Below are 22,630 nucleotides of genomic sequence, written 5' to 3'. Positions count from 1 at the left end.
GGTCGATCAGAAGATCGCGCATCACGCCGCAACGACAGACCGGTGCCCCGCCGTGACCTGTGCAGGCGCGTCCGTTTTTTCAATTCGGTTGTTGCAAACGAAGGCCGGCATACGCGAATTGAAGCCATGCTTTTGCGGCGTATCGACCTTGGTCGCAGTCAGCGCGGCAACATCTTGAGGCCGCGCGGATAAATGTGATCGATGGCCACGATGGCGATGATGAGGATCGGCGTCGCCAGAAATGCGCCGACCGGCCCCCACAGCCAGGCCCAGAAGGCCAGCGACAGAAACACTGCCAGCGGATGCAGCAGCAACTGACGCCCGATGATGGCTGGTACAAGGAAATGGCCTTCAAAGAATGTGAAGGTCATGAAAAGCAGCGGTGCGGCCAGCGCCGGCAGCAAGGTGGGAAATGTCAGCAGCCCGATGATAAACAGCGTCACGTGCATGATGCCCGGGCCGACATAGGGAATGTAATTGAGCAGAAAGGCGAGCACGCCCCAGAGAAGCGGCGCCGGGAATCCCATTGCAAAGGTGATCGTGGTGATGACGAGGCCGACGCCGGCATTGATCACCGTCACGGTGATCAGATAGACGCTGAGATTCTCCTCGACGTCGTTGGCGATCCTCAACGCCCGCAAGCGGCCGGCGCGGCTTGCGAACAGATTGACGATGTAGCGGCGAAAGGCCTGCCGGCCGAAAACGAGAAAGAACAAAGTCGCGAAGAACAGCACCAATTGCAGCGCCGCATTTGGCAAGGCGATGACGATGCCTTCCAGCATCTTGTTGTCGCTGACCTCGACCTTTACGCCTGAGCCGCCCAAAATGGCGGTCTGCAGTTCGCGCCAGGCGAGGAGCGGGCGATCCATGAAGCGGAATTTTTCCTTGATCGTGTTGCTGATCTGGTCCGAGCGGGCGATGAAATCGGATGCCGGCTCGACCAGAATGATCGCCATCAGGTAAAGCAGGGCCGCCAGCATCACTACGATGGCGATGGCGGGCAGCCAGGCGGGCCAGCCGGCCTTGATCGCACGGGCGGACAAAGGTCCAAGCGTCAGGCTGACCACCAGCGCGGCGAGGATAGGCACCAGCAGCGCCCGCGCGACATAGAGGAAGGCGCCGAACATGATGACAGCCATCACGATGGTGGCCATCTGCGCCGTCACCCTCCAGAACGTGGCGGCATCTTCCAGCGGGGCCGGATTGCGCGCGCCGAACCGGAAAGTGCGCGTCCCCCAATTCCATGACGAGGATTTCGGCTCGATATTCAAAGGCGCTGGCTCCACAGCCGCATTCGTCCGCTGCGAACCGGTCGGCGTCGGGAGCAATGCAAAAGGCCGGGAATTTGTTCCCGGCCTTGAAGCACAAGACACGTGCGGGATCAGAGTAGCGCGCTGAGCGTCGCCAAAACCCCGGAGTCGCAGACCTGCTGCGGCACCAGGCTGCAGCCGACTTGATGCGTCCCCTTCCAGATCATTTCCAGCGCGACATAGAGAATGATGGCAAGGCCGATCCAGGTGATCCAGTGGTAGCGCGCGAGCAGTTTCGCGATCATGGCGGATGCGACGGCCATGAACACGATCGCGACCGTGAGACCGATCGCCAGCACGACCACGTTGCCCTTGGCGGCGCCGGCCACCGCGAGCACGTTGTCCAGCGACATCGAGACGTCGGCGATGATGACTTGCAGGATTGCCGCGCCAACGGTGACGCCCTTGTAGTCGGGCGAGTCGGCACCGTGCGGGTGGCCGGCCAGCGCCGGTTGCGGCTGGTGCGCCGAAATCTCACGGTACATTTTCCAGCACACCCATAGCAGCAGGATGCCGCCGGCCAGCGTCAGACCGACAATGGTGAGCAACTGGGTCGCGACCGCCGCGAACATGATACGCAGCACCACGGCGCCGGCGATGCCCCAGAAGATCACTCTCAAGCGCAATTCGGGCGCAACGCGCGACGCTGCCAGCCCGACGACGATGGCATTGTCGCCGGCCAGCACGAAGTCGATAATGATGATCTGAGCGAGCGCGACCAGGTTCTGATATTCGAACAGGGTCACAAGGTCATTGTAGATATTCACGTCTGCCTCATTAGTCCGAGGACGGCATGCGCACGTCCGGGTCTATGGTCGGGTTATTCCGGGCTCGCGGTGCGCGAGGCCTCGAGCAGCGGCAGCGCCTGATCGGGTTCGCTCATGAGGGCCGCGGCAATGCCGATGAAGGTCACGGCGCCGGCGAGATCCCAGTAGCTGAGCAATGACCGGTGGGGGCAGGGCCGGCGCCAGGCGATCAGGGCGATTCCGCCCGCGGCGATGAGCAGCAAGGTGCTGATCGCCGGCAGGATCAGCGGCGGCGGCAGAAACAGGACCAAAAGACCGAAAGCGCCGAACCCCGCAAGCAATGTCGCGAGAGCCAGCGTTTGCGGGCCGTTTACGGCCTGCGGGGCCGTGCGCCCCAGATCGACCGGCATGGCGTCCTCCGCGCGGCACCCAGCCGCGATTTCCACGTCAGTCGAAACGTGATACCTATAGTTTCGACTGGAACCGTTACTCAAAGCAAAGTTTAGCGGTTCTGAAACCTTCAGTACAATTGAAATACGGTATCACTCAATAGGTTTCGAAGATGGGGACTTCCATGCATTTCGCCAAAGCGGCCCCGGAGGCGCGTCAATTGCGCAAGGAAGCAGGGCGTTGGCTGCAGGATTTACGAAAAAAGGCCGGATTGTCGCAGATCGATCTGGCCCAGAAATTGGGCTTGAAGTACTATACATTCATATCCCAAATTGAGAATGGGTTCGGACGTGTGCCGAGTGAAAGCATGGAGGAATGGGCGAGGGCTCTTGGTGTAGAACCCTCTGAATTTGCACGGGAATTACTGTCGTATTACGACCGCGAGCTGCACCGGCTTCTGTTCAAGGGAAAAAAATGACCATCGTCCCCTTCATCCCGCGCTCGAACACCCCGTCAGGCCTCTGGCATCCCGACGAGATGTCACAACTCCTCTCGATCTACGCCGCCCATGAGGCCCATGGCGACGCCTGCGACTGGGACACCGGCGAAACCGAGCGCAAAGAGCCGCAATTTTACATTCTCAGCGCGCAGCCCGATCTCGACTGCATGATCAGCATCACCCGTATGGGAAACGAGTACATTCTCGAGGACGGGCAGGGATATGTGGTCGCGGAAAACTGTTGCCTGTCGGTGATTGCCGACAAAGCCGTGCGGATGACCTCCGGGCTACGCAAGTCGTCGTTTTTTGCCCAGATAGGGTTGGCCTGGATCGCCGCCCGTGAGTTTTTCGAGGAAAAAATCGAGCCAGTCATGGCCGAGCCGATCGAGATTGCGACCCATTTCTTTCCGCAACTGGCGGCCCTGGCCTGATTCGGCGGGGCTGAGCGGGCGGGCCAAGCCTGCCCACGCAGGGGCTATTCCGCGAGCGGACGGGTGAGAGGACAGGGTGCTTACCCTGTCCTGATACCTTTTCCACAAGCCGCCGCGGCACCTTCCACAAGGCTCTGTGCCAAAGCGGCACATTTTTGCTGGCATTTCGGTTGCAATCTTTACCCTGGATTAACGAAGGCGGCATCGCAGCCGCTCCAGGGAGAGACAGATGTCAGCAGGGCGTTGGGTACAGGCTCTGGCGGGCGGAATCGCCTTGCCGGCCTTGTTTTTCACATCGGCGCTGGCCGACGTCACCTACAGCGCCGGCTGTATCAGTGGCGGCAGTTTCTTCACCGGAAGCGCCAATTGCGTTTTCATGGAGCGCAACGGACCCGGCGGTATCGCGCGCATCTACAAGGTCGAAGAGCCGCGCGGCGAGGCGCTGGAGGCCGCGCTTGAGCGCGATCGCAAATGGCTGGCGCGCTGCAGCCCGGTGATCCGCCAGGACGCCTATGGCGTCGGCAAATATTACTACGCCGCTCCGGGCTGCGAATTTGGCAAGCTCGACGATTACTGAGGGGCGTCTTGGCGGGCAGATTTCCGCGCCTTTTGCACAATCCCGCCAAAGGACTTCGACGTCGCTCGACTCAATGCTGAAAACAGCGTTGAGACCGGTTCTTCTATGTCCTCTGCCGCAGCATCATTCACGCACGCGCTGATCTCGCCCACGACCCGGCCAGCCGAGGCTCTTGATCATTCGCGATGAGACGGCGGCCTATATCGACATCGTCATGTCGGCGGTGTTCGGCGTTGCCTTCGCCAATGTCGCGGTGCTGCTTGGGCTTTATTTCCCGGCTTGCCGGGCGGTTGTGAAACTGGCGCTGCTGGTGGCGCATTGTTCGTCGTCATCGTTACCTTGCAGGCTGCCGCAACGTTGCAGATGTCATTCGCGCGCCGGAGATCGCGCACGGGTCATCGCGCCGAGCAGACTGTGCTGACGTCCGTCCGCTAGTTGTCCGTTTCGCCTTTCTCGGGCGGCCGGATATACAAGAAACGCGAGCAATGAAGGAATTTGGTGGTGCGGGTGAGGGAGCTTAATTTAGCGCCCAAGCTATTGAAAATATTGGCTTCAAAATTGGATATCCGCAACGCATACCCTGACCTGTACCCTTTAAGCGGGAGGCAGCCAAGGACGCGCGATTCACTTCTCGTCAGCCCTAGCGGATACCTTGGCGCCGAAGCGGCGGCCGGCGGCTGTAAGCTTTCGACCGATGGACAGGCATGTGGCAGCAATTTCCACGGAAATTTGCTCACCTCTTGCGATGATCGCTGAACGGCGCCGGTAGAGAAAACCGAGTAAGATGACGCAAATCACGGCAAATACGAGCAGAATTAGGAGTTCCACACTCCGCGCCTGCGCCGCCTTTTGCTGGTTGACGGCGATAAATTCGTCCATCTGACGCTGTTCCAGCGGCGTTACCGCAGAGCGATAGACGGGCTCTTTCGGCTGTTCGACAAATGGCACGGCAATCACCTCGGAATCGAGCGGACCTGTGACGCCACACAACGTCAGCCGTCCATCTGGACGACCTTGGGCGGCACAGCAGTCCGGCAATTTACCCGACTGCATCGGCACTTAAGTCGATTGGACGACCTTGGACGGCTTTCCCGTCCTCTACTAGCTATATGCGCGCTCCCTTGCGCTCACACCTAACGCCCTAGCCGTCAGCCAGCGGCTAGAACGCCTCACTAATAACTCTCTCTCTCTTCTAAAATAGAGTCGAGCCGTCCAAGCCGTCCAAGTCGTCGCAACCGTAAGTAGGAAGGGCAAAAGTCGCAAGTCGCGAAGCCGCCCACTGCTGTCCGCAGCCGTCCAAGCACAACCTTTACGTGCTAAAATCGCTAACCTGACGGGATGGCTGTCAACCCGTCAGGTGTGTCAACCCAAATTCTTCCCTGCGCCGCTAGCGACATTTCGGGCCGCCGCGCGGGCGCATGCCGGGTGGGCCGGGGAAGGACCCGCGAAATTGCAGGCCGCAGTCGCGCTCCGCTCCATTTGATCAGAGCCCGCCGGCGGACGCATACGCCACGCTCGCGGGCCAACGGGGTGGCGGGGGCGCGCGCGGCGCTTGGATCAGTCTGGCACGATCTCGCTGCCGTCATAGCCCGGCGCGGCGGCCGGCATAGCGCTTGGCGCGGGCTGCAGTCCCTCTGGTGGGGTGATGATGATGAAGCGATCGCCGCTGTGCCGCCGCTCGATCGAGAAACCTTTTGTTCGCAAAACCGGCGCGGCGCGATCGATACGCCCACCCAATCCCTGCGCCGTCACGGGCCACAGGCGCGACTTGCGAACGCTCTCGGCGACGTATGGCGTCAGCGCGGCGAGGAGCTGCGTCGGCGTTCCCGACCATGCCGCGCGCGGAGACTTTTCGGCCATAAAATCACGTACCGCGACCGCGACAGGATCGGCGTCGAATGCGGCGCCGGACACGTCGCGCCGGTTATCGGCATAGGCGCACAGGATCGCCGCAGCCTCGAAGCCAAGTGCGGGCGCGGCGGCGGTAATCCACTTAACGAAGTCAGCCATGCGGGGCGCACGATCAAGCTTCACCTCCGGCAGATGCCGCAGCGCGCCAGCTACAGCGTCGAGCAGCGCACCGAGGATAAACGGCGCATGCTGCGCGAAATCGGCGGCAATTTCATCTTCCGGCCGCCGCTCGCTCTCCGCAATCGGCGCGAGATGGATCGTCAGTGCGCGATCGGCCAAGTCGGCGCGATCGGTCAATGAGGGAATGCCGTTGAGGATGATCGGCCGCTGCGCCTCGAAAATGATCTCCTCGCGGTCAGTGTGAAGCGCGCGCGTGGCGAAGCCGCCGCCCGTGGCGAGTCGGCAGAGTGCGTCCGACAGCCAAGGCGGCACCGACGATAGATTGTCAAACGCGAGCGCCCATGAATTGCCAGCCGAAACGATCAGGTCGCGGTCATCCTTCGGCACGGCGCGGATCGGTGCGCAGCTAGGATCGACGAGCGATCGCACCATGCGACAGAACACGCTTTTACCCGTACCCTGCTCACCGTTGGCAACGAGAATGGGGAATGGTCCCCGGTCGCGCAAAGCGGCGACCAGCCAAGCGACCGTCAACAAGAAGTCGCCCTCACTCTTCGTGTTCACGAAGCGGCGCAGCGTCGAGATCGACTCGCCCGCCTCAGGTTCCGGCAGCGCGCGCATCGCCGGCGTGCGTAGGAATTTGACAGCGGGGCGATCAATCACGCGCCAGCCGTCCGCAGTAATTTCGACCGCACGCCAAGAAGCGTCGCCGAGATCGAGATAAAGCGTTTCGCCAGTGCGGCCGACACGCACCGCCGGATCGTGACGCGACCCTTCGGCAATAGCACGCGCCTCCAGAATGCGCACCGAATCCTCAAGCGCCTGACCGGAAATCGCCCCGCCGGTGCGCTCATAAAACTGCCCTGCCAGCCACAGCTTGAAATCGCGCGACCGAAGCGGCCAGTTTTCCAGATGCGCGCTCGCCGGCACCGTGGCATAGGCCGTGCGATTCGCGTCGTGCCACAACTCGGCGCTCTCGGCGACGCCGAGGATCGCGCTCGCATTCGACTTTCGCGCACCGGCTGCACGACGCGGACTCGGATGCTGTTCGGCTACATCGACGGCCCCAACATCGTCGCTAGGAGCAAGCGAAGGCGCTGGCGGCAGATCGAAATCGCAGTTTTCGATCATGTCGGCAATCACGCCCGCCGGCCCCGACTGCAGCGTGTCGTTAAAGTCCTGCCCGCGAGTCTGATTTTCTTTTGTCATATGGATTAGTTGCTCTCAACGTAAACACCGAGGCAGATCAAAATCTGCCGCGTTCGATCATGGTGGCGATGCGGCGGCAGATCATCCCGTTTTGTTGCATCAGGGCGAACCGGCCTCCGGCATGGTGACACCCGTTGAGCCGGTGCTACCAGTTTCCGACCTACCCCCATTGATCCGGATATTTCCAAACACGCTGCTCACGATTGAGCGGACGCGCGTAAAGAAGTCCGGCGACGGCTCAACCGTCACCTTTACATTCACGTCAGCCCCACCTTTCAACGTGGCCTCAACGGGCGCGGACTTTTCGCTACGGATGACCGTCACAAGATCATCGATCGAGCCATACGCCGGAAAGGACGTGGTGCGGCGCGGACTTGGTACAGGCAGCGGTACTTGCCGTGTGGCGAGTGCCGACGCGGCGCGGCGCGGACTTGGCACAGGCATGGGCACCTGTCGCAGATCGGGATCAATAACTGGCGCCGTCTCCGGCCAGGGCAGATTGCGCGCCGCCATATTGAGCCGCAGCAATTCGCGTTCGGTGCGCAATCGCTCAAGCCTTTTGCGCGCGTCGGTGTGGCCGGCGAGCAGTGGCGGTTGCCCGCGCTCACGGCGCTGTTTTGCAATCGCCTCGGCTCCGGTGAGATCATCGCCGGCGGCGGTAATCTCGCGATCCAGTGCGGCGAGGCGATCGCTGTCCTGCTTGTCGAGGTAGCGTTGGCGAAATTCATCCAAACTTTTCGGCGCGTTCTCGCGGCTCTTTTCCTGCGCGGCGGCCAAATTTTCCAGCAGCCCCGCGAGCGTCTGCAGTCCTTTGGAGCCGCCGATCACATCGATCAGACGCCCGAACGATTCCGTTGCGCGATCCCATGACTCCGAAAGCCGATTGATAGAAATCTGGCTTCGCGTCATGACGCGATCGAAATCCCGCCCGGTTGCACCCTTGGCCTTTTCGAGTCGCGACAGCACCTCGCCGAGCATGTCCCGATAGGACAAGAGCGCACGCATGCCACGCGCGAATTCCATATCGGAGAACAATTGCGGGATTTTCGACAGATCGCCTCCGAGTGCGCGGCTGGTCAGATCGGTGAAAACCTCCAATAGATCGCGTCCTTCCTTGCGCCCTTTCTTCATCTCCGCGCGCAGGTCGATTCCGAATTTCTGGAACCGCTTCGCCGTCTCCTCGCTCTCCATCTTCGCGAAGATGTTGGAAACGGAGGAGGCTGCCTCCTCGACGGTGCCGGTGCCGTTGCGGATTACCTGTAACAGCGCGACGATGCGCTTGAGTCCTTCCTCACCCTTCATGCCAACGGCAGCGGCGGCCGGCGCGATGGACGGGAAATAGCGGGCCATGTCCTTCAACTCAAATTTGCCAGCCTTGCCGCCCTCGACCATGATATCGAAAGCATCCTGCATGCGATCGGCAGCGATGCCGAGCGCTTGCGACAAGGCCAGCGAGGATTGCGCGATATCGCGCACCTCGGCGCCGGCGGCCTGCGCCGTGCGCACGATCGCCGGCATGGCGGGCATCGCCTGCGGTAAATCGAGGCCGCCAGTCACAAGCTGATTAAGGCCCTCTGCCACTTCATCAAATGGCTTGCCGGTGTTCGCCGATAGATCGCGAAGGCTGCGATGCAGCGCCTTGATCTCCTGATCCGTCGCATCGGCCGTGATGCCAATGCGCGTGATCGCCATTTCCGTTTCGGCATAACGGCGAAAGGCTCGCGTTGCGGCATAACCGAGCGCGGCCGGCGCCAGCAGCCGGCTTGCCGCGCCGGCAATCACGGTCGATCCGCGCTCGGTCGCAGCCGTCGCGCGATCGATCATGGCGGAACGCCGGCCAAGAGCCGCCGCGCCGCTTTCGAGTGCCTTCATTTTGGCGGCAATACGCTGAAACGTATTTCCCGTGCGATCGTGCGCAGAAATGACTGCGCTGGCTTCCATGACGCGAACGGCCATTTATTTGCTCGCTTGCTGCTTGCGCCGGCGCAACGCGCGCGCGGCCCAATAGAAGATTTCTTGGCTCGACATTTTTTGGACGGTGGCGGGTTTCCAACCAAGATCGAAGATTAGGAAGTCGGCAAGTTCGTCGAGGTGCTTGCCGAGCCCGCCTTGAAAAAATCCTTGATGGCCTCGCGGACGGCCAACGCATCTTTGAGCGTCAATTGGTTCAACAAAATCTCATCGACGCCAGAGAGGCGAACCGTATAAGCCTTGATCGTTTCCAGATCATCGTGCGGGATGATGGAATTATGCGCGACGATGAGTGTCGTCGGATCGCCGACGGCCATGAAATCGGCAAAGGTCGGAGACCGGAGGCGCAATTGCGCAACGGGACCGCTGTGGCTGGTGATGGCCTTTTCCAGCGTCACGATCCGGGACCCGTCATCGGCGACCGTGAAGGACGTTTTCTGAATTGTGGACTCAGTCATTTCAATCTCCGCGTTATAAGGAAGCATCAAGGCGAATTTGGTGCGGCCTTGCTTTCCTTGACCCACGAAACGCGCCATCCGGCAGCTAGCCGGACAAGCTCGGCGGGGAAGGGAGGAAAGCTTTCGCTATTGGACGGGCCGCAGCGCCCTCAAGAGAGACCCCGCCGCGTCAAAAGGTTAGTTGCCGGAGTTCAGATACGTGCCGCGCCATTCTGCAATGCCGCATCCAAAATCCAAGACGGCGCGAAACTCGGCTCCGAGCGTGGACCACCCTTCGCGCATTTCCAGCGCCGGACCTTCACGGCCGTTGAGGTACGCGATCACGATCGTCGCAAGCTCAGCGGGGTCGGCAAAAATCCGCCACGCATTACCCGCGAATCGCGGCTCAACATGCAAGGTGAGCTTGCCGCTGAACGGATTGGCATCTGCCACTTGTGCAGCGGCGATAGCAGCAAGAACCTGCTCAGCTTCCGTTTCCTTTGCCGGCCCAACCACAAGATGCTTGGGTGTGACGCCGATCGGCGTCTTGCCATCAAGGCCTTTGGTTTCGCGCATCGCCCGACGCCCTGCGCCGAGTGTCGCCACGTCGATGACGGCGCCGGCCGCCGCCTTGTTCTTGCGTCCGGTCGTGTAGATCGGATCGCCGTCATCGAGATCGATGCCATCGCCGGAATTCGCGGTAAAGAGCGACACCAGCAGATCGGCCTCTGTCTCGGCCGCTGCGCGGCCCCACGCCATGTTCGAGTCGGCGAACGCCCCCAGATCATCATTGATGATCGCCTGACGCGAAAGCGAGAAGATGCGCGCGAAGGTTTCGACCTTGAAACCCTCTTTTGCCTCCGAGCGACTGCCGTAGGTCACCTCTCCACCCTCGCCAACCTTCTGCAGGCGAGGCGCCTCGCTCAGCTTCACCAACGAGATCGGCCGGAAATCGGCCGCATTTCGGCGGCGGGCCAGCCGCTTGAGCGGCGACTCGGCCGCCTTGTAAGCGTCGAGGAGGACGCGATTGCCGGCGCCCGTCAGGAGAACCGGAAAATCACTTGTGGTGTGGTAACTGCGCGTGAGAATCTGCGAGGCCAATGCCTCACGGTTCGACCACGACACCCGCTCGCCATTGGCCTGCAAGAGCATGGCGCCCATATCGAGCAGCGATCGCCCCATGAGTTCGCGGGCAGCACCTTCGGGTGCTGTGCCGGCCATGCGGGCATAGAGGGCCTGCTCGATCGACTGGCTGAGAAAATCGGGATTGTTGAAGCTTCGCTGGTCGTGAGACACGCTGACCGAGCGCGAGCGATCCGCTTCATTGGCTTTCTCGTTGAGAACGATCGTCCGGAATTCTTTGAGCGTAACACCAGAATCGATGTGCCGGCGTGCGAATTCGGCCGAATATCCGGCTCGTGCGGCGATCGTATAGGCTTCGCGAGCGTGCCGATCGGACATCGCGCGATGGGCCGGCTTCGATTCAGAGCCATCGTCCGACGCAAGATCGACGGTATCGATCATCTCATCTTCGCGGGTCTCGTCAGTAACAGTTGCAGTCTTGTCCATGTTCTTTCCTTTCATCATGGATCGGATATGGGCTCGTGGATCGGCGGGAAGCGACACAAGGCTAAGCTCTGCCGGCTCCCAATCTGTGCGGGTGATGACGGTGTTGCCGTCTGCGCTTGTGGCTTCTTCGCTCGCGTAAACGCTGTAGCCGATGCTTACGTTACGGATGACGCCGGCGGCCAGATCGGCGCGAATTTGCTTCATTCGGTCATCGTTACGGTCGGAAAGCCTCACGCTCACGATAAGCTGATCATTTTCGATATGCGCATTCGTGATGACACCGATCTGATCGGCGATCGAGCCAACGCGATGATTATCGAGCAGCGGCGCGCGGCCAGATCGGAACCGATCGAGGCGGACGGAGTCGGGCAGCATCGATAAGACTTCAAGAACGGCTTCACCGAAGATGCGGCGTTGAACGGGCGAAGATGTTGCCGCAATCGCCGTGAAGGTTCCGGATTTTGAGTCGTATGACCCGGCGCGAAGCTCGGCGCGCCGAGTTGTGATAGCTAGATTTTCCATTGGATACACACTTTCGTTGTAGAGGCGCGATATCGCAGGCCAGCAGGCGCCCACTATTTTGACAGCAACTCGATAAGCTGACCGGCATGCCTGCGATCGATCGGGCGCGGCAGATCGTCGAGAGATCGCACCAAACCCATGTTGAGCAGGTGATAGCCGTGGCCGGCGAACCGGCAGCGCGGATGCTCGTACCACTCGCACAATCTCGGCTCGATCAGGGCACCTGAACTAACGTGCTTATGAATCTCTCGACACCAAGGGCACCAAAACGCCAGCACGTAATCGCTGCGCTCAGGATGCTCACGGTACCAATAGGCCGGCACGACAAGATTGCGGTGGGGCGGCGATGTGGGTGCCGCGTGTACGGTTTGCCGCACATCTTCGACGACAGAGGGAGTCATTTCGACCTCGCCCTTCGCCGTGTGCAGTTGATGCATCCGCATCGCTTCCGCGCGAGCAGGATGGCGTCAATGTCATCGCTGCCCACATCATGAACCTGACAGGTCAGACAGCGACAGCCGCGCGACTTGCATGGGCGCTCATAGATGTGGCGCAGACGGCCATCGCATACGAAGCATTCGGATGGTGCTGGCGCACCCGGCATGCCGATGACGCCACAGACCTCGACCACACCAGAGGTGATAAGGTGGCCTGTTTCGGCAAAGTAACGATGCTCACCAAGAAAGCGAACCGCCGGAATGGCGTTGATTTCTGGCCTTTGCGCTTTGCGCGGCGCGCGCGAGGTGCGGCTCATTGCGCGTACTCCCGCGTGGACTGGCGCATCCGTGTAGCCATCCATGCGTCGAGATCAGCGCGCCGGTAGCGAACGCTGCGGCCGATCTTTGCGGCGGGAGGCGAATCGCCGGACATAAACGCTTTGGCGAGCGTGGATTCGCCGAGCTTCAAATAGGCGGCGGCTTCCTTGCGGGTGAACCAATTTTCGCTGACAGACGCGGAAGATGCCAAGTTCATTTCCGTGACCCCATGTTGATTTTCATGTGGTCATGGAAATGCCGGAGTGTCGGCGACAAAGGATGGCGCGAATTACGGCTGGAATTGACCAGCCAATCACACCACCAAAAAAGAGTTTTTCGAGAATTGCTTAGCTATGCCCGCGAGGAACGCGCCGGCCATTATTGGGGAAAATAAATCTGCTGCGCAGGGTTGCCGATTCCGTGCCCGGCGAATCGTAGCCCTTTTCATACCGATCCCACCGATCCCATGCGGGACGCTCGTTCACATGCTTGCAGGCGGTGCGGACAATCGATTCCCAGTCGTATTCCTCGCCCTCACTAACGGCTGCGGCATAGGCAGAAGCAACCAAACCGACAAAATCCCGCGAACCGTGCGACGGGTCCTTTCCGGTGAGGTGGCGCCAGAAAAAGCCGAGCGAAATAACGAACTCAACCTGCCAACGATGTTTCGCGCTGCCGGGACCCCCTGCGAGCCGGGCAGCTTCCTCGTTCGCCCGATTAGCCAATTGATCGAGTGATTGTGCGGTCGATAACAGCGCCTGCTGTGACGCCTCGATCATCGCCGCAACCTCACGTGCCTCGCTCTGATCGCGGCGGGCCAAGCGGCGCTGCGGCCAGAAATTCAGGTAGCCGTGATCCTCTTGCTTGAAATCGCGGAGAGCTTGCGCGAGCTTCGCCGCCTTGGCCCCGTATTTCCGGAGGTAGGCTGCAGCATCTTTCATTCCGAGCGACGCACGGGAATCCAGAGGCTTTCCGCTACGCCCCTTGGGTGTGCCGATTTCGAAAGTGTGCTGGATGGCAGCGTGCGAAACTGCTCTGACGATCGCATTCCGCACCGCTTTGTGAGCGTCTGTGATTGAAGCCTTGTGCTGCTTTTTGCGTTTCAGTTTATTGATGACGGCTTCGATAGTGTCGTCAAAGGGAAACCAGACGCGCCTGACAGCACCATCTAACCACATCTTGCGCGCGTTCGGCTTGGCCTCTGCAAAGATGTTCTCTCGCGCGCGTGCGGCCAAATACTCGGGCTGAGGAATGTTCGCTTTCGCCATTGCCGCTCCGCAGTCGGCCCGCAAAGTGGCACCGGGGCAGCCGCGTGCGGACGCGGTTTTCGGGCCGTCGCCCTAGCCCCGGCGATTCACACCGTTAGCGGGGGCTTCAATGACGCGCGGCGCGGACGCGCCACGTTTCAAGTTTTACAAGGCCAGTCTCGCGATCGAGCGTCACCTGTGTGACATCGCCGCTATCCTCGGCGACCACTCGCCAGCGCGCGGCGCCGTCAGACCTGAAATCGGCCGGTACGGAGGCGACAAACACCTCATCCGGGGCAGCGTTCATCCGTTTTGCCATTCCAGCCTCCCTGCGAGATCGCCACTGTGGCTATGCCCTCAACGTCACGACTTGCCCGCGCGCGCCGCGCTTCATCTCATCGCAATAATCGGCCCACCACTTCGAAATCGCGACGCGCTCCTGCCAGCGGTCGTCGCGGTCATAGGCGGCCTTTACCTTGTCCCGCTCGGCATGCGCCAGATGGCGCTCTACTGCATCATGCGACCAGCGGCGTGAGCCGTGCGCGAAGCTGGAAAACGACGCCCGGAAACCGTGCGGAGACACCTCATCGGCGTTATAGCCGAGGCGCCGCAAAGCGGCATTCATCGTGTTCTCGCCCATGTAGGCGTCCTTTCCGCGCATCGCCGGGAAGAGATAGCGGCCCCAGCCGGTAATCGGGCGCAGCGCGTCAAGTATGGCGATCGCCTGATCGGAGAGCGGCACGCGGTGCGGGCGCCGCATCTTCATCTTGGCCGCCGGAATAACCCATGTGCGGGCAGCCTGATCGAATTCAGACCATTCGGCGCGGCGCAACTCGCCGGGGCGAACCGCCGTCAGCGCCAAGATCTGCAGCGCCGCGCGGGTGAGCGGCTGCTCATAGCCATCAATCGCGCGCAACAACGCACCGAAGGCGTCAGGCGCCGTGATTGCGGGGCGGTGTTTCGTGATCGGACGCGTGAGGGCGCCCCGCAACAGCGGGGAGACATCGGTGACCGGCAATCCCTGTGCGGCCGAAAAGCGCAAAACCTCGCCGACAAAGGCCCGCGTTCTGGTTGCCGTCTCATACTTGCCGGCCGCCTCAATCGGTTTGAGCGCATCCAGCACCTCGACAGCCGTAATCTCCATCACCGGCCGAGCGTGCAGCGGCTTCACCTGCGCAAGGAAAAACTTGTGCTTCTCGATCGTGCGTGCGCTCTTGCCCTCAGCCTCTTTCTTTCGCCTCAGCGCATCTGCCATCGCGGAGAACGTCGCGTCACCCTTGGCCGCCTGCTCTCGCGCCGTGCGGCGCGCCGCAACAGGGTCCTTGCCGTCGCGCAATAGCCGGCTAGCCTCATCAGCGAGCCGGCGCGCTTCCGAGAGCGAAATCTGCGGCCATGTGCCGAGCGCAAATTCGCGCTGTTTGCCGGCGTAGGTGTAGGCTAGTCGCCAGCGCTTGGCGCCATCTGGAAAGACCCACAACTTGAGTCCTCGCACCTGACCATCAGTGAGCTTGCGAACCGACGCCGCAGGCGCGGCGCGTTTGATGATTGACTCCGTCAGCGGAAGCACGCGGCGCGGCATTAGGGTATCTCTCCCCGACGATTCGCGAGATACCCTAACTTGTACCCTGAAAAGCCAGAGCGCGCCAGAAAACCACGGAAACTAACAGACAGCGGAAACGCCTTATTCACAGGCGTTTCTGGAAGCTTGGGAGTGGTTGAGAAATCTCGGTGAGGGTGTAAATGGTGCCGGGTGAGAGGATTGAACTCCCGACCAACGGTTTACAAAACCGCTGCTCTACCGCTGAGCTAACCCGGCTTGGCCGGAGAGCTAGCAGCATCGCTTCATTCCGGCAAGCTGGCGATATCCGAATGCCGCTGACAAGCGTCAAACGAATGGCATGCCGGCTTCAATAAGACTGATGATCCAGTCGGCCGCTTGCAGGATCGCCGCGCGCTGAACCAGCTTCGCGTCACGGAATGTCCGCGTGAGCAGCGTCGTCGCTTTCCGGAAGGACGGATGTCCGCGTCCATATTCGCCGAGTTTGTCCAGGCGATCGGCCAGCGCGACGCGCCGGCGCTCGAGTTCGTCATAGTGTTTGCGAAAGCTGATCTTTCCGGCGACCGCAGAGGGGCGCGGTTTGTTGTTGTCCGGCATTGGTCCTAATTCGTCTCGCACTCACGCCGACGGGTAGCGCGCGATTAATGCTAATAACCGATTTACCCGCGACGTTAGCACCTTCAAAGCCCTAAACGTCTAAAATACGACGATTATTCGGCTTTGTTCGGTGGTTGCGTATGCGTAGGCGCCTTGCTGCGTCAATGATTGTACCGGCTTTTGCTGCCCTGTCTGCAGGCGTGGCGCGAGCCGATCATGCGCCGGCCTATGTGGTGCCCGGCCGCTCCGACGTGCCGGTCATGATTAACGGCTACGACGCCTCCTGGGGCGTTACCGTCGGGGACTGGGGGTTATACCGGCCCGGCGCCGTTCCGGTAACCGTGATCCCGTCGCCCTATATTCCGCAGCCACCCTATTACCGGCCGGTGCCGCGCTATTTTCCTTCGCTCGGCGGCGCGCCGAAGGTTGGCCGCTACGAGATCAATCCGCCCGCACATCGCCCGCTGCCGCCGCAGGCGCAGCCGTTTCATCGCTCGTGGTCGGCGGAGTCCGACATGAACAGTCCAGTGACGGACTACGCGCCGACTGGGCCGATGTTCATTTCGCCCGAGGTCGATATCTCGCCGCGGCGCAGACCGCGGCACCGTCCATGACATCTGCAAGCTGGAATAACAGGGAGAGTAAAATGTCGCGTGTGTATCTGAGTGCGGTTGCAGCGGGCGCTATCAGCCTGCTGAGCATGCAGCCGGCCGATGCCGGTTGCTGCAATTCGTGGGGCGGCTGGGGCGGTGGCTGGGGCTGGAGCGCCGGCTGGGGCAGCGGTTGCTGCGCCTCTTCATTTGCGGTGGCACCGGCTGTCACGTTTGTGCAGCCCGCGCCGGTCGTCGTGCAGCCTGCACCCGTCATCGTGCAGCAGCCGCAGGTGATCGTGCAGCCGACGCCTGTGGTCGTGCAGGAGCCGGTCATTCAGTCGTATGCCGTCAATCAGGGGCCGGTCTATTCGGGCCCGGGCACGGATTTCGGTCCGGCCTATTATCAGCCTGCGCGTCCGGTTGCCGCTTATCCGTATGTCAGCGGCGGCTATTACGGCGCGCCGGTCTATCGCCCGTATCGCAAGTACCGCTCGTACTGGCATCGCCCGTATCGCCCGTATTACGGCGTGCGCAGGTCATACCGCTGGTCGGGCTATCATCATCGTCCGGCGCCGCGCTATCATCGCGCGCCGGCCGCGAGGTATTATCACTACAGGTGAGTTGCTTCAGCGCAGCCGCGTCGTCGCGATATAAAGCGACAGCGCGGCGGCGTTCGAGACGTTCAGACTTTTGATCTCTCCCGGCAGATCAAGACGCGCGACATGATCGCATGTGTCGCGCGTCAATTGCCGCAATCCTTTTCCTTCCGCACCGAGTACCAGCGCGAGCGGCGCCGACAGGGTGAGGGCTGCGAGATCGCTCTCGCCCTCGCTGTCGAGCCCGACGGTGAGGAAGCCGCGCTCTTTCAGCGCGGCGAGACCGCGCGCGAGATTCTGCACCGTCAGCATCGGCACATATTCCAGCGCTCCCGATGCCGACTTCGCGAGCACGCCGGTCGCTTCCGGCGAATGCCGCGCGGTGGTGATCAGCGCCTTGACACCGAAGGCCGCTGCGCTGCGCAGGATGGCGCCGACATTGTGCGGGTCGGTGATCTGGTCGAGCACCAGCACCAGGCCTTCCGGTGCGAGTTCCGTGATATCCGGTGGGTCGAGTGGCTCGGCCTCGATCCACAGACCATTATGCACCGCATCGGCGCTGAGCAGCCGCGCGATCGCCTCCGGGCGCACGATCTCCGGCGTGGTCTTCGTCCGCACGCCTTCTTCGGTGAGACGGCGGGCGGCGTTCTCGGTCGCCATGATGCGGCGGATGCGGCGGGCCGGATTTTCGAGCGCCGCCTTGCCGGCGTGCCAGCCATAGATCACAACCGGGCCCTCGCCAGGTGCACGGCGGGCGCGGCCAAGATCCCTCCCACCCTTGCGGTGGCCGGCGGCAGCCTTGTCGCGGCCAAAGCGCGGCTTGTCGCCGTCCCGGCGGTGGGAAAAAGGCCGGCCCTTGCGCTCGCGCATCTTGATTTCCATGACTTCGGATTGACTTAACAGGCACCCGCCACCATAACGCGGCGCGCGGCCCAAAGCCGCGCCAGCGGGTTCCGGATCGCGTTTTATATGATGCCGATCCGGGGTAAACCCGCTATCGGTCTGGAGCGACTAACCAGCCAGACCGCCCAAGACTGGTGATCTCCCGGAGGGGTGCCCGAGTGGCTAAAGGGGACGGACTGTAAATCCGTTGGCTATGCCTACGTTGGTTCGAATCCAACCCCCTCCACCAGCCTTCGCTCGCTTCACGAGCTATGGCTCGGCAAGCCAGCCGAGACCTGTCCTAGCGAAGCGAGCGAAGGCTGCCGCGCCGTAGCCCGCAGGGCGGCGGCGGGGGATAATCCCGGGGATCTTCTCCACATATCCAAGTGGTTGCCCTGGAAACTCAAAACCTATATCGCCTCTTCTGACGAAGCGCGGGCGCTTGCTTTTGAAAGGTACCTTGAAAGCGGCCACCGGCCGTGCCTTTTCGAAGCGGCGCCTTTGATCGGACGCGGGTGTAGCTCAATGGTAGAGCAACAGCCTTCCAAGCTGATGACGAGGGTTCGATTCCCTTCACCCGCTCCAAAAGTCTCTTCGAAGTTCAGGTCTACCCCAAATAACGCTAAGCGACCTGCGTAGGGCTCCCCATCATGACCTGCCGCCCCGCGTGAATATGCGCACGCATCACTGCAATCGCCCAGTCGGCGTTGCGGGTGGCGACGGCTTCGGCGAGATCGAAGTGGTGCTGCACGCTGCGCGCCATCGCCTGCTTGTCGAAGCGCGCAAACGTGCGGATGACCAGCGGCAATTCGATCAGCGAGCCGATCAGATTCATCAGCCGCCGGTTGTCTGACGCCGTCACGATCAGCCGATGGAAGCGCTCATTGGCTTCGGTGATGCGCACGTAGTCGGGCTGCTCCAGGCCGAACGCCGCCTGTTCCATCTCGCGGGCAAGCTGGCGCAATTCGGCGATGTGTTGCGGCGTGGCATGCCGCGCGGCTTCGCCGGCGGCGTAGCTCTCCAGTTCCACGCGCAGTGCGAAGATTTCCGCCAGTTCCTGCTCCGACCATCCCGGCACGCGGGCGCCGAGATGCGGCTCGAACATGACCATCTGTTCGCTGGCCAGTCGGCGCAACGCTTCGCGCACCGGCGTACGGCTGATGCCGAGTTCGTCCGCGAGTTCGGTTTCGCGCAGATGCGAGCCGGCGGACCAGCGTCCGGCGATCAGGCCCTGGCGTATCGAGCCGTAGGCGACGTCGGTGGCGCGCAGGCGTTCAGGCTTGTTCATCGGCCATGCCCAGGGACCAAATTTCAGTAGACACGGGTCGCCATTGTATACACGATAGCTATCGGGACAAGTGCCGCGGCCCTGTAAGGCCCGGCATATTAGAGATAAACATAAGCGCGCGTTGCTTTACGGGAGGAATGACATGTCCATTGTGTACAGGATCGTAACTTTTGCGTTCGGGCTGATGCTTCTGGCGGTGCCGCGGCCGGCTGTGGCCGAGCAAATCACGGTCACCCATTGGGGCGTCCTGATGTACGGCGCGCCTTACGCGGTCGCGATCGAGAAGGGCTATTACAAGGACGCGGGCCTCAACATCGACGGCGTGCTGACCTCCAAGGGCGGCGGCACCACCATGCGAAACGTCATGGCGTCCGATCTGCCTTACGGCGAAGTCGCGCTGTCTGCCGTCATAGCCGCGATGAAGCAGGGGATCGACCTCAAGATCATTCACACCGGTGTGCGCACCGCCGGCGAAATCCTCTGGGTCACGACGCCCGATTCCGGAATCAATTCGGTGAAGGATCTTGCCGGGAAGAAAGTGGCGTTCACCTCGCCCAAGTCCGTGACCGACATGCTGCTGACCATGGTCATGGACAAGCACAAGATCAAAGCCGAGACGGTCGCTGCGGGCGGCATCGGATCCGGCCTCACCATGGTGCAGCAGAAAGGCGTCGTCGCGGCACCGGTCATGGATCCGATCTGGTCGAAGATGCAGAGCAAGTTCAAGCCGGTCTTCCATGTCGCCGACGAGTTGCCGCCGATGGTGCAGACGGTCGGCGTGACGACCACCGAATACGCGAAAGCCAACAAGGACAAGCTGCACAAACTCGTGCAGGCGCGCAAGAAGGCGGTCCAATTCGTCTACGCCAATCCGGAAGAGACCGCGAAGATCGTGGCCAAGCATTACAACGCCGACGAGAAGGTGATCCTCAACGCAGTAAAGAATCTCAGTGCGCTGAAATACTGGGGCTCCGGCGAGTTCGAATATCCGGCCATGGACAACATGGTGAAGGGCTTGCAGATCATCGGCGAGGTCGACGGCAAGATCGATTGGGCGAAAGTGGTCGACGAGAGCTTCGTGAAGTGAATCTCGCAGTTTCTCCGGCGAACATAATGCCCTCGAAAAACGTGACCGCTGACGTGCACGCGCAAATGCGTGGCGTCAGCCGCGTCTATGCGGGGGTAGGCGGCGGCGCGGGCGTGCACGCGCTGGCGCCGACTGACCTGACTTTGCGGCGTGGTGAGTTTTATTCGGTGATCGGTCCGTCCGGGTGCGGCAAGTCGACCTTGCTCGACGTGCTCGCCGGCCTCTCACGTCCGACCAGCGGCGAGATCGCGTTCGAAGGGCGCAAGGTCGACGGCCAGGTGCCGCAGGGCATTGGCGTTGTATTCCAGGAGGACGCCTCATTCGCCTGGATGAATGTTGCCGACAACATCACCTTCGGGTTGCGCCGCGCAGGCCTGGAGGCGGCTGAAATCGCGCGCCGGCTGGATCATGCGTTGCGGCTGATGGGACTTGTCGACTTTGCAAAATCCTATCCGGCACAATTGTCCGGTGGCATGCGCCAGCGCGTCTGCATCGCGCGCACGCTGGTGATGCAGCCGCGGCTGATTTTGCTTGATGAGCCGTTCGGTGCCCTCGACGCGCAGACGCGTCTGATCATGGGCGATGAACTGCTCAAGGTCTGGCGCGAGACCGGCGCGACCGTGATGCTGATCACGCATGCGCTGGACGAAGCGGCGATGCTGTCTGACCGTATCGGCATCATGTCGGCGCGACCAGGCCGCATCATCGAGGAAGTCGAGACACGCTGGCCGCGCGAGCGGGATTCGCGCGTGGCCGCCGATCCGGGCTTCGGCGACATCACGGCGCGGCTGTGGTCGGTGCTGCGCGAGGAATCTCTGAAGTCAATCGGGCAGGGGAGCGCGCGATGAGCCGCGTTGGCGCCTTGCGCCTTGCTGTGGTGGGCAGTTTCGTGCTCGTGCTCGAAGTGCTGTGCCGCCTTGGTGTGATCAGCCCGCGCATTCTCATCGCGCCGTCGGAAATGGCCTCGCGGCTTGCGCAGCTTTTGACGTCCGGCAAGTTCAACGCCGATATCGCCGAAACCCTCGGCAATGTCGCGCTGTCGTTCGTCCTGGCGGTAATCGGCGGCTTTGTCATCGGCGCCGTCATCCACGCTTTTCCGCGACTGCGCCGTGCGATCGATCCGTTCCTGGCAAGCTATTACGCGCTGCCGTTCTTTGCTTTCTATCCGTTGTTCATCGTGCTGTTCGGCCTCGGCCGCGGCTCCATCGTTGCGATCGGCTTCCTGTTTGGCGTGGTCGCCATGATCATCGCCACATTGAACGGTTTCGACCGCATTCCGCGCGTGCTGGAAAAAACGGCGCAGGTCTATGGCATGGGGCCGGTCGCCGCCGCCTTGCGCATCAAGCTGCCCAGCGCGATCCCGTATCTCTTCACCGGCATCAAGCTCGCCATCGCCTATTCCTTCATCGGCGTCATCGCCGCCGAATTCATCATGGCCTCGTCGGGCCTCGGCTATTCCATCGCCTATGCCTTCAACAATTTCGACAACCGCACGATGTACGCGCTGATGCTCTTCGTCATCGTGCTGGTGACCGTCGTGAACGCGCTGTTCTATGGCTATGAGCAGCGGCTGTTGCGGCGATTGGGGCGCTGACATGCGGCGTCTGCTCGACATAGCGCTGCTGCTGCTCGCCGGAATTGCCGCCTGGCAATTGCTGCATCTTGCGGCGCCGTTCGCTCTGACCTCGCCGGCCGCCACTGCGGTCAAAGCCTGGAGCATGCTCAACAGCGCTGCGTTCTGGCCGCATGCGTTGGAAACCGGCAAGGCGTTCGTTTTCGCGCTTTTGCTTGCGACCGCGGGCGGACTGGTGATCGGCCTGACGCTCGGTCTCCACCGTACCGGCGCCCAGGTCGCTGAACCCATCCTGGTGTCGATCTACAGTCTGCCGAAGGTGACGCTCTATCCCGTCATCTTGCTGATCTTCGGTCTCGGGCTGCCTGCCAAGATCGCTTTTGGCACTATCCACGGCATCATCCCCATCGCGATGTTCGCCATGAACGCCGTGCGCAATCTCGCCAGCGTGCATCTCAAAACAGCGCGCGTGCTGCATCTGTCGCGCAGCCAGACCTTGCTTACGGTTGTGATGCCCGGTGCCTTGCCGGAGATTGTCTCAGGCCTCCGCATCGGATTTTCGCTGACGCTGCTCGGCGTGCTCATCGGCGAGATGTTCGCCTCGCAACGCGGCCTCGGCTTTCTGATCATGAACGCCATCGGCCTGCATGACGTGCCGACCATCATGGCGACCATCTTGCTGCTCGGCGTCATCGCCGTTTCCGCCAGCGCTGTCCTGCTCTGGCTCGATCATCGTCTGCATCACCGCGCCGCCTGAGGCGA

The 22,630-nt window shown here is 61.6% G+C and carries 27 protein-coding genes and 3 tRNA genes; 12 read left to right on the top strand and 18 right to left on the bottom strand.

The genetic code is table 11. From position 1 onward, the window contains the following. Window positions 1-158 precede the first annotated feature (158 nt). From RO009_18815 to RO009_18805, 3 genes are all read right to left on the bottom strand, one after another. On the bottom strand, window positions 159-1,271 hold the full coding sequence (locus RO009_18815; GenBank protein MDT3687085.1) for an AI-2E family transporter: 1,113 nt from the start codon (window positions 1,269-1,271) through the stop codon (window positions 159-161). Between the two features lie 110 nt (window positions 1,272-1,381). Beyond that, window positions 1,382-2,071 (bottom strand): TerC family protein, encoded by a 690-nt coding sequence (locus tag RO009_18810; GenBank protein ID MDT3687084.1) that lies wholly within the window; start codon window positions 2,069-2,071, stop codon window positions 1,382-1,384. A gap of 59 nt (window positions 2,072-2,130) precedes the next feature. Continuing rightward, a complete protein-coding gene (locus RO009_18805; protein MDT3687083.1) occupies window positions 2,131-2,466 on the bottom strand; it encodes a hypothetical protein in 336 nt (111 codons plus the stop codon). A gap of 164 nt (window positions 2,467-2,630) precedes the next feature. Between RO009_18805 and RO009_18800 the strand changes: the two genes are divergently transcribed. The 4 genes from RO009_18800 to RO009_18785 all read left to right on the top strand — a co-directional run bounded on the left by RO009_18800 (window position 2,631) and on the right by RO009_18785 (window position 4,374). Continuing rightward, window positions 2,631-2,924 (top strand): helix-turn-helix transcriptional regulator, encoded by a 294-nt coding sequence (locus tag RO009_18800; protein ID MDT3687082.1) that lies wholly within the window; start codon window positions 2,631-2,633, stop codon window positions 2,922-2,924. Next, complete coding sequence (locus tag RO009_18795; GenBank protein MDT3687081.1) at window positions 2,921-3,376, top strand: hypothetical protein; 456 nt, start codon at window positions 2,921-2,923, stop codon at window positions 3,374-3,376. The genes RO009_18800 and RO009_18795 overlap by 4 nt, the downstream gene beginning before the upstream one ends. Window positions 3,377-3,605: 229 nt before the next feature. Then, a complete protein-coding gene (locus RO009_18790; protein MDT3687080.1) occupies window positions 3,606-3,953 on the top strand; it encodes a hypothetical protein in 348 nt (115 codons plus the stop codon). 172 nt (window positions 3,954-4,125) lie between these two features. Then, a complete protein-coding gene (locus tag RO009_18785) occupies window positions 4,126-4,374 on the top strand; it encodes a hypothetical protein (GenBank protein MDT3687079.1) in 249 nt (82 codons plus the stop codon). Between the two features lie 203 nt (window positions 4,375-4,577). On the opposite strand, the gene RO009_18780 is transcribed toward RO009_18785, so the two are convergent. From RO009_18780 to RO009_18720, 13 genes are all read right to left on the bottom strand, one after another. Beyond that, entirely contained in the window at window positions 4,578-5,006 is a 429-nt protein-coding gene (locus tag RO009_18780; protein MDT3687078.1) for a hypothetical protein, read from the bottom strand. Between the two features lie 504 nt (window positions 5,007-5,510). Further along, entirely contained in the window at window positions 5,511-7,193 is a 1,683-nt protein-coding gene (locus RO009_18775) for a hypothetical protein (protein MDT3687077.1), read from the bottom strand. A 99-nt stretch (window positions 7,194-7,292) separates the two neighbouring features. Next, window positions 7,293-9,149 carry a phage tail tape measure protein gene (locus RO009_18770; protein ID MDT3687076.1) on the bottom strand — a complete coding sequence of 619 codons (1,857 nt, stop codon included), beginning with the start codon at window positions 9,147-9,149 and terminating at the stop codon, window positions 7,293-7,295. Window positions 9,150-9,259: 110 nt separating this feature from the next. Continuing rightward, on the bottom strand, window positions 9,260-9,700 hold the full coding sequence (locus RO009_18765; GenBank protein MDT3687075.1) for a hypothetical protein: 441 nt from the start codon (window positions 9,698-9,700) through the stop codon (window positions 9,260-9,262). Window positions 9,701-9,799: 99 nt separating this feature from the next. Beyond that, window positions 9,800-11,545 carry a Mu-like prophage major head subunit gpT family protein gene (locus RO009_18760; protein MDT3687074.1) on the bottom strand — a complete coding sequence of 582 codons (1,746 nt, stop codon included), beginning with the start codon at window positions 11,543-11,545 and terminating at the stop codon, window positions 9,800-9,802. A gap of 200 nt (window positions 11,546-11,745) precedes the next feature. Then, complete coding sequence (locus RO009_18755) at window positions 11,746-12,093, bottom strand: hypothetical protein (protein ID MDT3687073.1); 348 nt, start codon at window positions 12,091-12,093, stop codon at window positions 11,746-11,748. Beyond that, the gene (locus tag RO009_18750) at window positions 12,090-12,446 is read right to left on the bottom strand and encodes a hypothetical protein (GenBank protein ID MDT3687072.1); all 357 of its coding nucleotides are present in this window, start codon (window positions 12,444-12,446) and stop codon (window positions 12,090-12,092) included. The genes RO009_18755 and RO009_18750 overlap by 4 nt, the downstream gene beginning before the upstream one ends. Beyond that, window positions 12,443-12,664, bottom strand: coding sequence for a helix-turn-helix domain-containing protein (locus tag RO009_18745; GenBank protein ID MDT3687071.1), 222 nt, complete (start codon window positions 12,662-12,664; stop codon window positions 12,443-12,445). Before RO009_18745 ends, RO009_18750 begins: the two co-directional genes overlap by 4 nt. 130 nt (window positions 12,665-12,794) lie before the next feature. After that, window positions 12,795-13,715, bottom strand: a complete 921-nt coding sequence (locus RO009_18740; protein MDT3687070.1) for a hypothetical protein — start codon at window positions 13,713-13,715, stop codon at window positions 12,795-12,797. Window positions 13,716-13,821: 106 nt separating this feature from the next. Then, complete coding sequence (locus RO009_18735; protein MDT3687069.1) at window positions 13,822-14,013, bottom strand: hypothetical protein; 192 nt, start codon at window positions 14,011-14,013, stop codon at window positions 13,822-13,824. 30 nt (window positions 14,014-14,043) lie between these two features. Beyond that, window positions 14,044-15,273, bottom strand: coding sequence for an integrase arm-type DNA-binding domain-containing protein (locus RO009_18730; protein ID MDT3687068.1), 1,230 nt, complete (start codon window positions 15,271-15,273; stop codon window positions 14,044-14,046). A gap of 162 nt (window positions 15,274-15,435) precedes the next feature. Continuing rightward, window positions 15,436-15,510, bottom strand: a tRNA-Thr gene (locus RO009_18725). 69 nt (window positions 15,511-15,579) lie between these two features. Beyond that, entirely contained in the window at window positions 15,580-15,849 is a 270-nt protein-coding gene (locus RO009_18720) for a hypothetical protein (GenBank protein ID MDT3687067.1), read from the bottom strand. A gap of 140 nt (window positions 15,850-15,989) precedes the next feature. Here RO009_18720 and RO009_18715 point away from each other — a divergent pair, with 140 nt between their 5' ends. Further along, complete coding sequence (locus RO009_18715; GenBank protein ID MDT3687066.1) at window positions 15,990-16,463, top strand: hypothetical protein; 474 nt, start codon at window positions 15,990-15,992, stop codon at window positions 16,461-16,463. 32 nt (window positions 16,464-16,495) lie between these two features. Then, window positions 16,496-17,062, top strand: coding sequence for a hypothetical protein (locus RO009_18710; protein MDT3687065.1), 567 nt, complete (start codon window positions 16,496-16,498; stop codon window positions 17,060-17,062). 6 nt (window positions 17,063-17,068) lie between these two features. Here RO009_18710 and rlmB read toward each other — a convergent pair whose 3' ends face one another. Then, window positions 17,069-17,908 (bottom strand): 23S rRNA (guanosine(2251)-2'-O)-methyltransferase RlmB, encoded by an 840-nt coding sequence (rlmB, locus tag RO009_18705; GenBank protein MDT3687064.1) that lies wholly within the window; start codon window positions 17,906-17,908, stop codon window positions 17,069-17,071. 177 nt (window positions 17,909-18,085) lie between these two features. On the opposite strand from rlmB, the gene RO009_18700 reads away from it, so the two are divergent. Together RO009_18700 and RO009_18695 are read left to right on the top strand one after the other, a co-directional pair. Continuing rightward, a tRNA-Tyr gene (locus RO009_18700) sits at window positions 18,086-18,170 on the top strand. 261 nt (window positions 18,171-18,431) lie between these two features. Next, a tRNA-Gly gene (locus RO009_18695) sits at window positions 18,432-18,505 on the top strand. 37 nt (window positions 18,506-18,542) lie between these two features. Here RO009_18695 and RO009_18690 read toward each other — a convergent pair. Next, window positions 18,543-19,208 carry a GntR family transcriptional regulator gene (locus RO009_18690; GenBank protein ID MDT3687063.1) on the bottom strand — a complete coding sequence of 222 codons (666 nt, stop codon included), beginning with the start codon at window positions 19,206-19,208 and terminating at the stop codon, window positions 18,543-18,545. 142 nt (window positions 19,209-19,350) lie between these two features. Between RO009_18690 and RO009_18685 the strand changes: the two genes are divergently transcribed. From RO009_18685 to RO009_18670, 4 genes are read left to right on the top strand one after another with little or no spacing between them, the layout of a single operon-like run. Then, window positions 19,351-20,295, top strand: coding sequence for an ABC transporter substrate-binding protein (locus RO009_18685; GenBank protein MDT3687062.1), 945 nt, complete (start codon window positions 19,351-19,353; stop codon window positions 20,293-20,295). A gap of 26 nt (window positions 20,296-20,321) precedes the next feature. Then, window positions 20,322-21,143, top strand: coding sequence for an ABC transporter ATP-binding protein (locus RO009_18680; protein ID MDT3687061.1), 822 nt, complete (start codon window positions 20,322-20,324; stop codon window positions 21,141-21,143). Beyond that, window positions 21,140-21,889, top strand: a complete 750-nt coding sequence (locus RO009_18675; GenBank protein ID MDT3687060.1) for an ABC transporter permease — start codon at window positions 21,140-21,142, stop codon at window positions 21,887-21,889. The genes RO009_18680 and RO009_18675 overlap by 4 nt, the downstream gene beginning before the upstream one ends. A 1-nt stretch (window position 21,890) precedes the next feature. Further along, window positions 21,891-22,625 (top strand): ABC transporter permease subunit, encoded by a 735-nt coding sequence (locus RO009_18670; GenBank protein ID MDT3687059.1) that lies wholly within the window; start codon window positions 21,891-21,893, stop codon window positions 22,623-22,625. Window positions 22,626-22,630 lie beyond the last annotated feature (5 nt).

The sequence above is a fragment of the Pseudorhodoplanes sp. genome (genome assembly GCA_032027085.1).
GTDB lineage: Bacteria > Pseudomonadota > Alphaproteobacteria > Rhizobiales > Xanthobacteraceae > Pseudorhodoplanes.
Note: the sequence above shows the minus strand (reverse complement) of the source record. Positions and strands in the feature narration are given on the sequence as shown.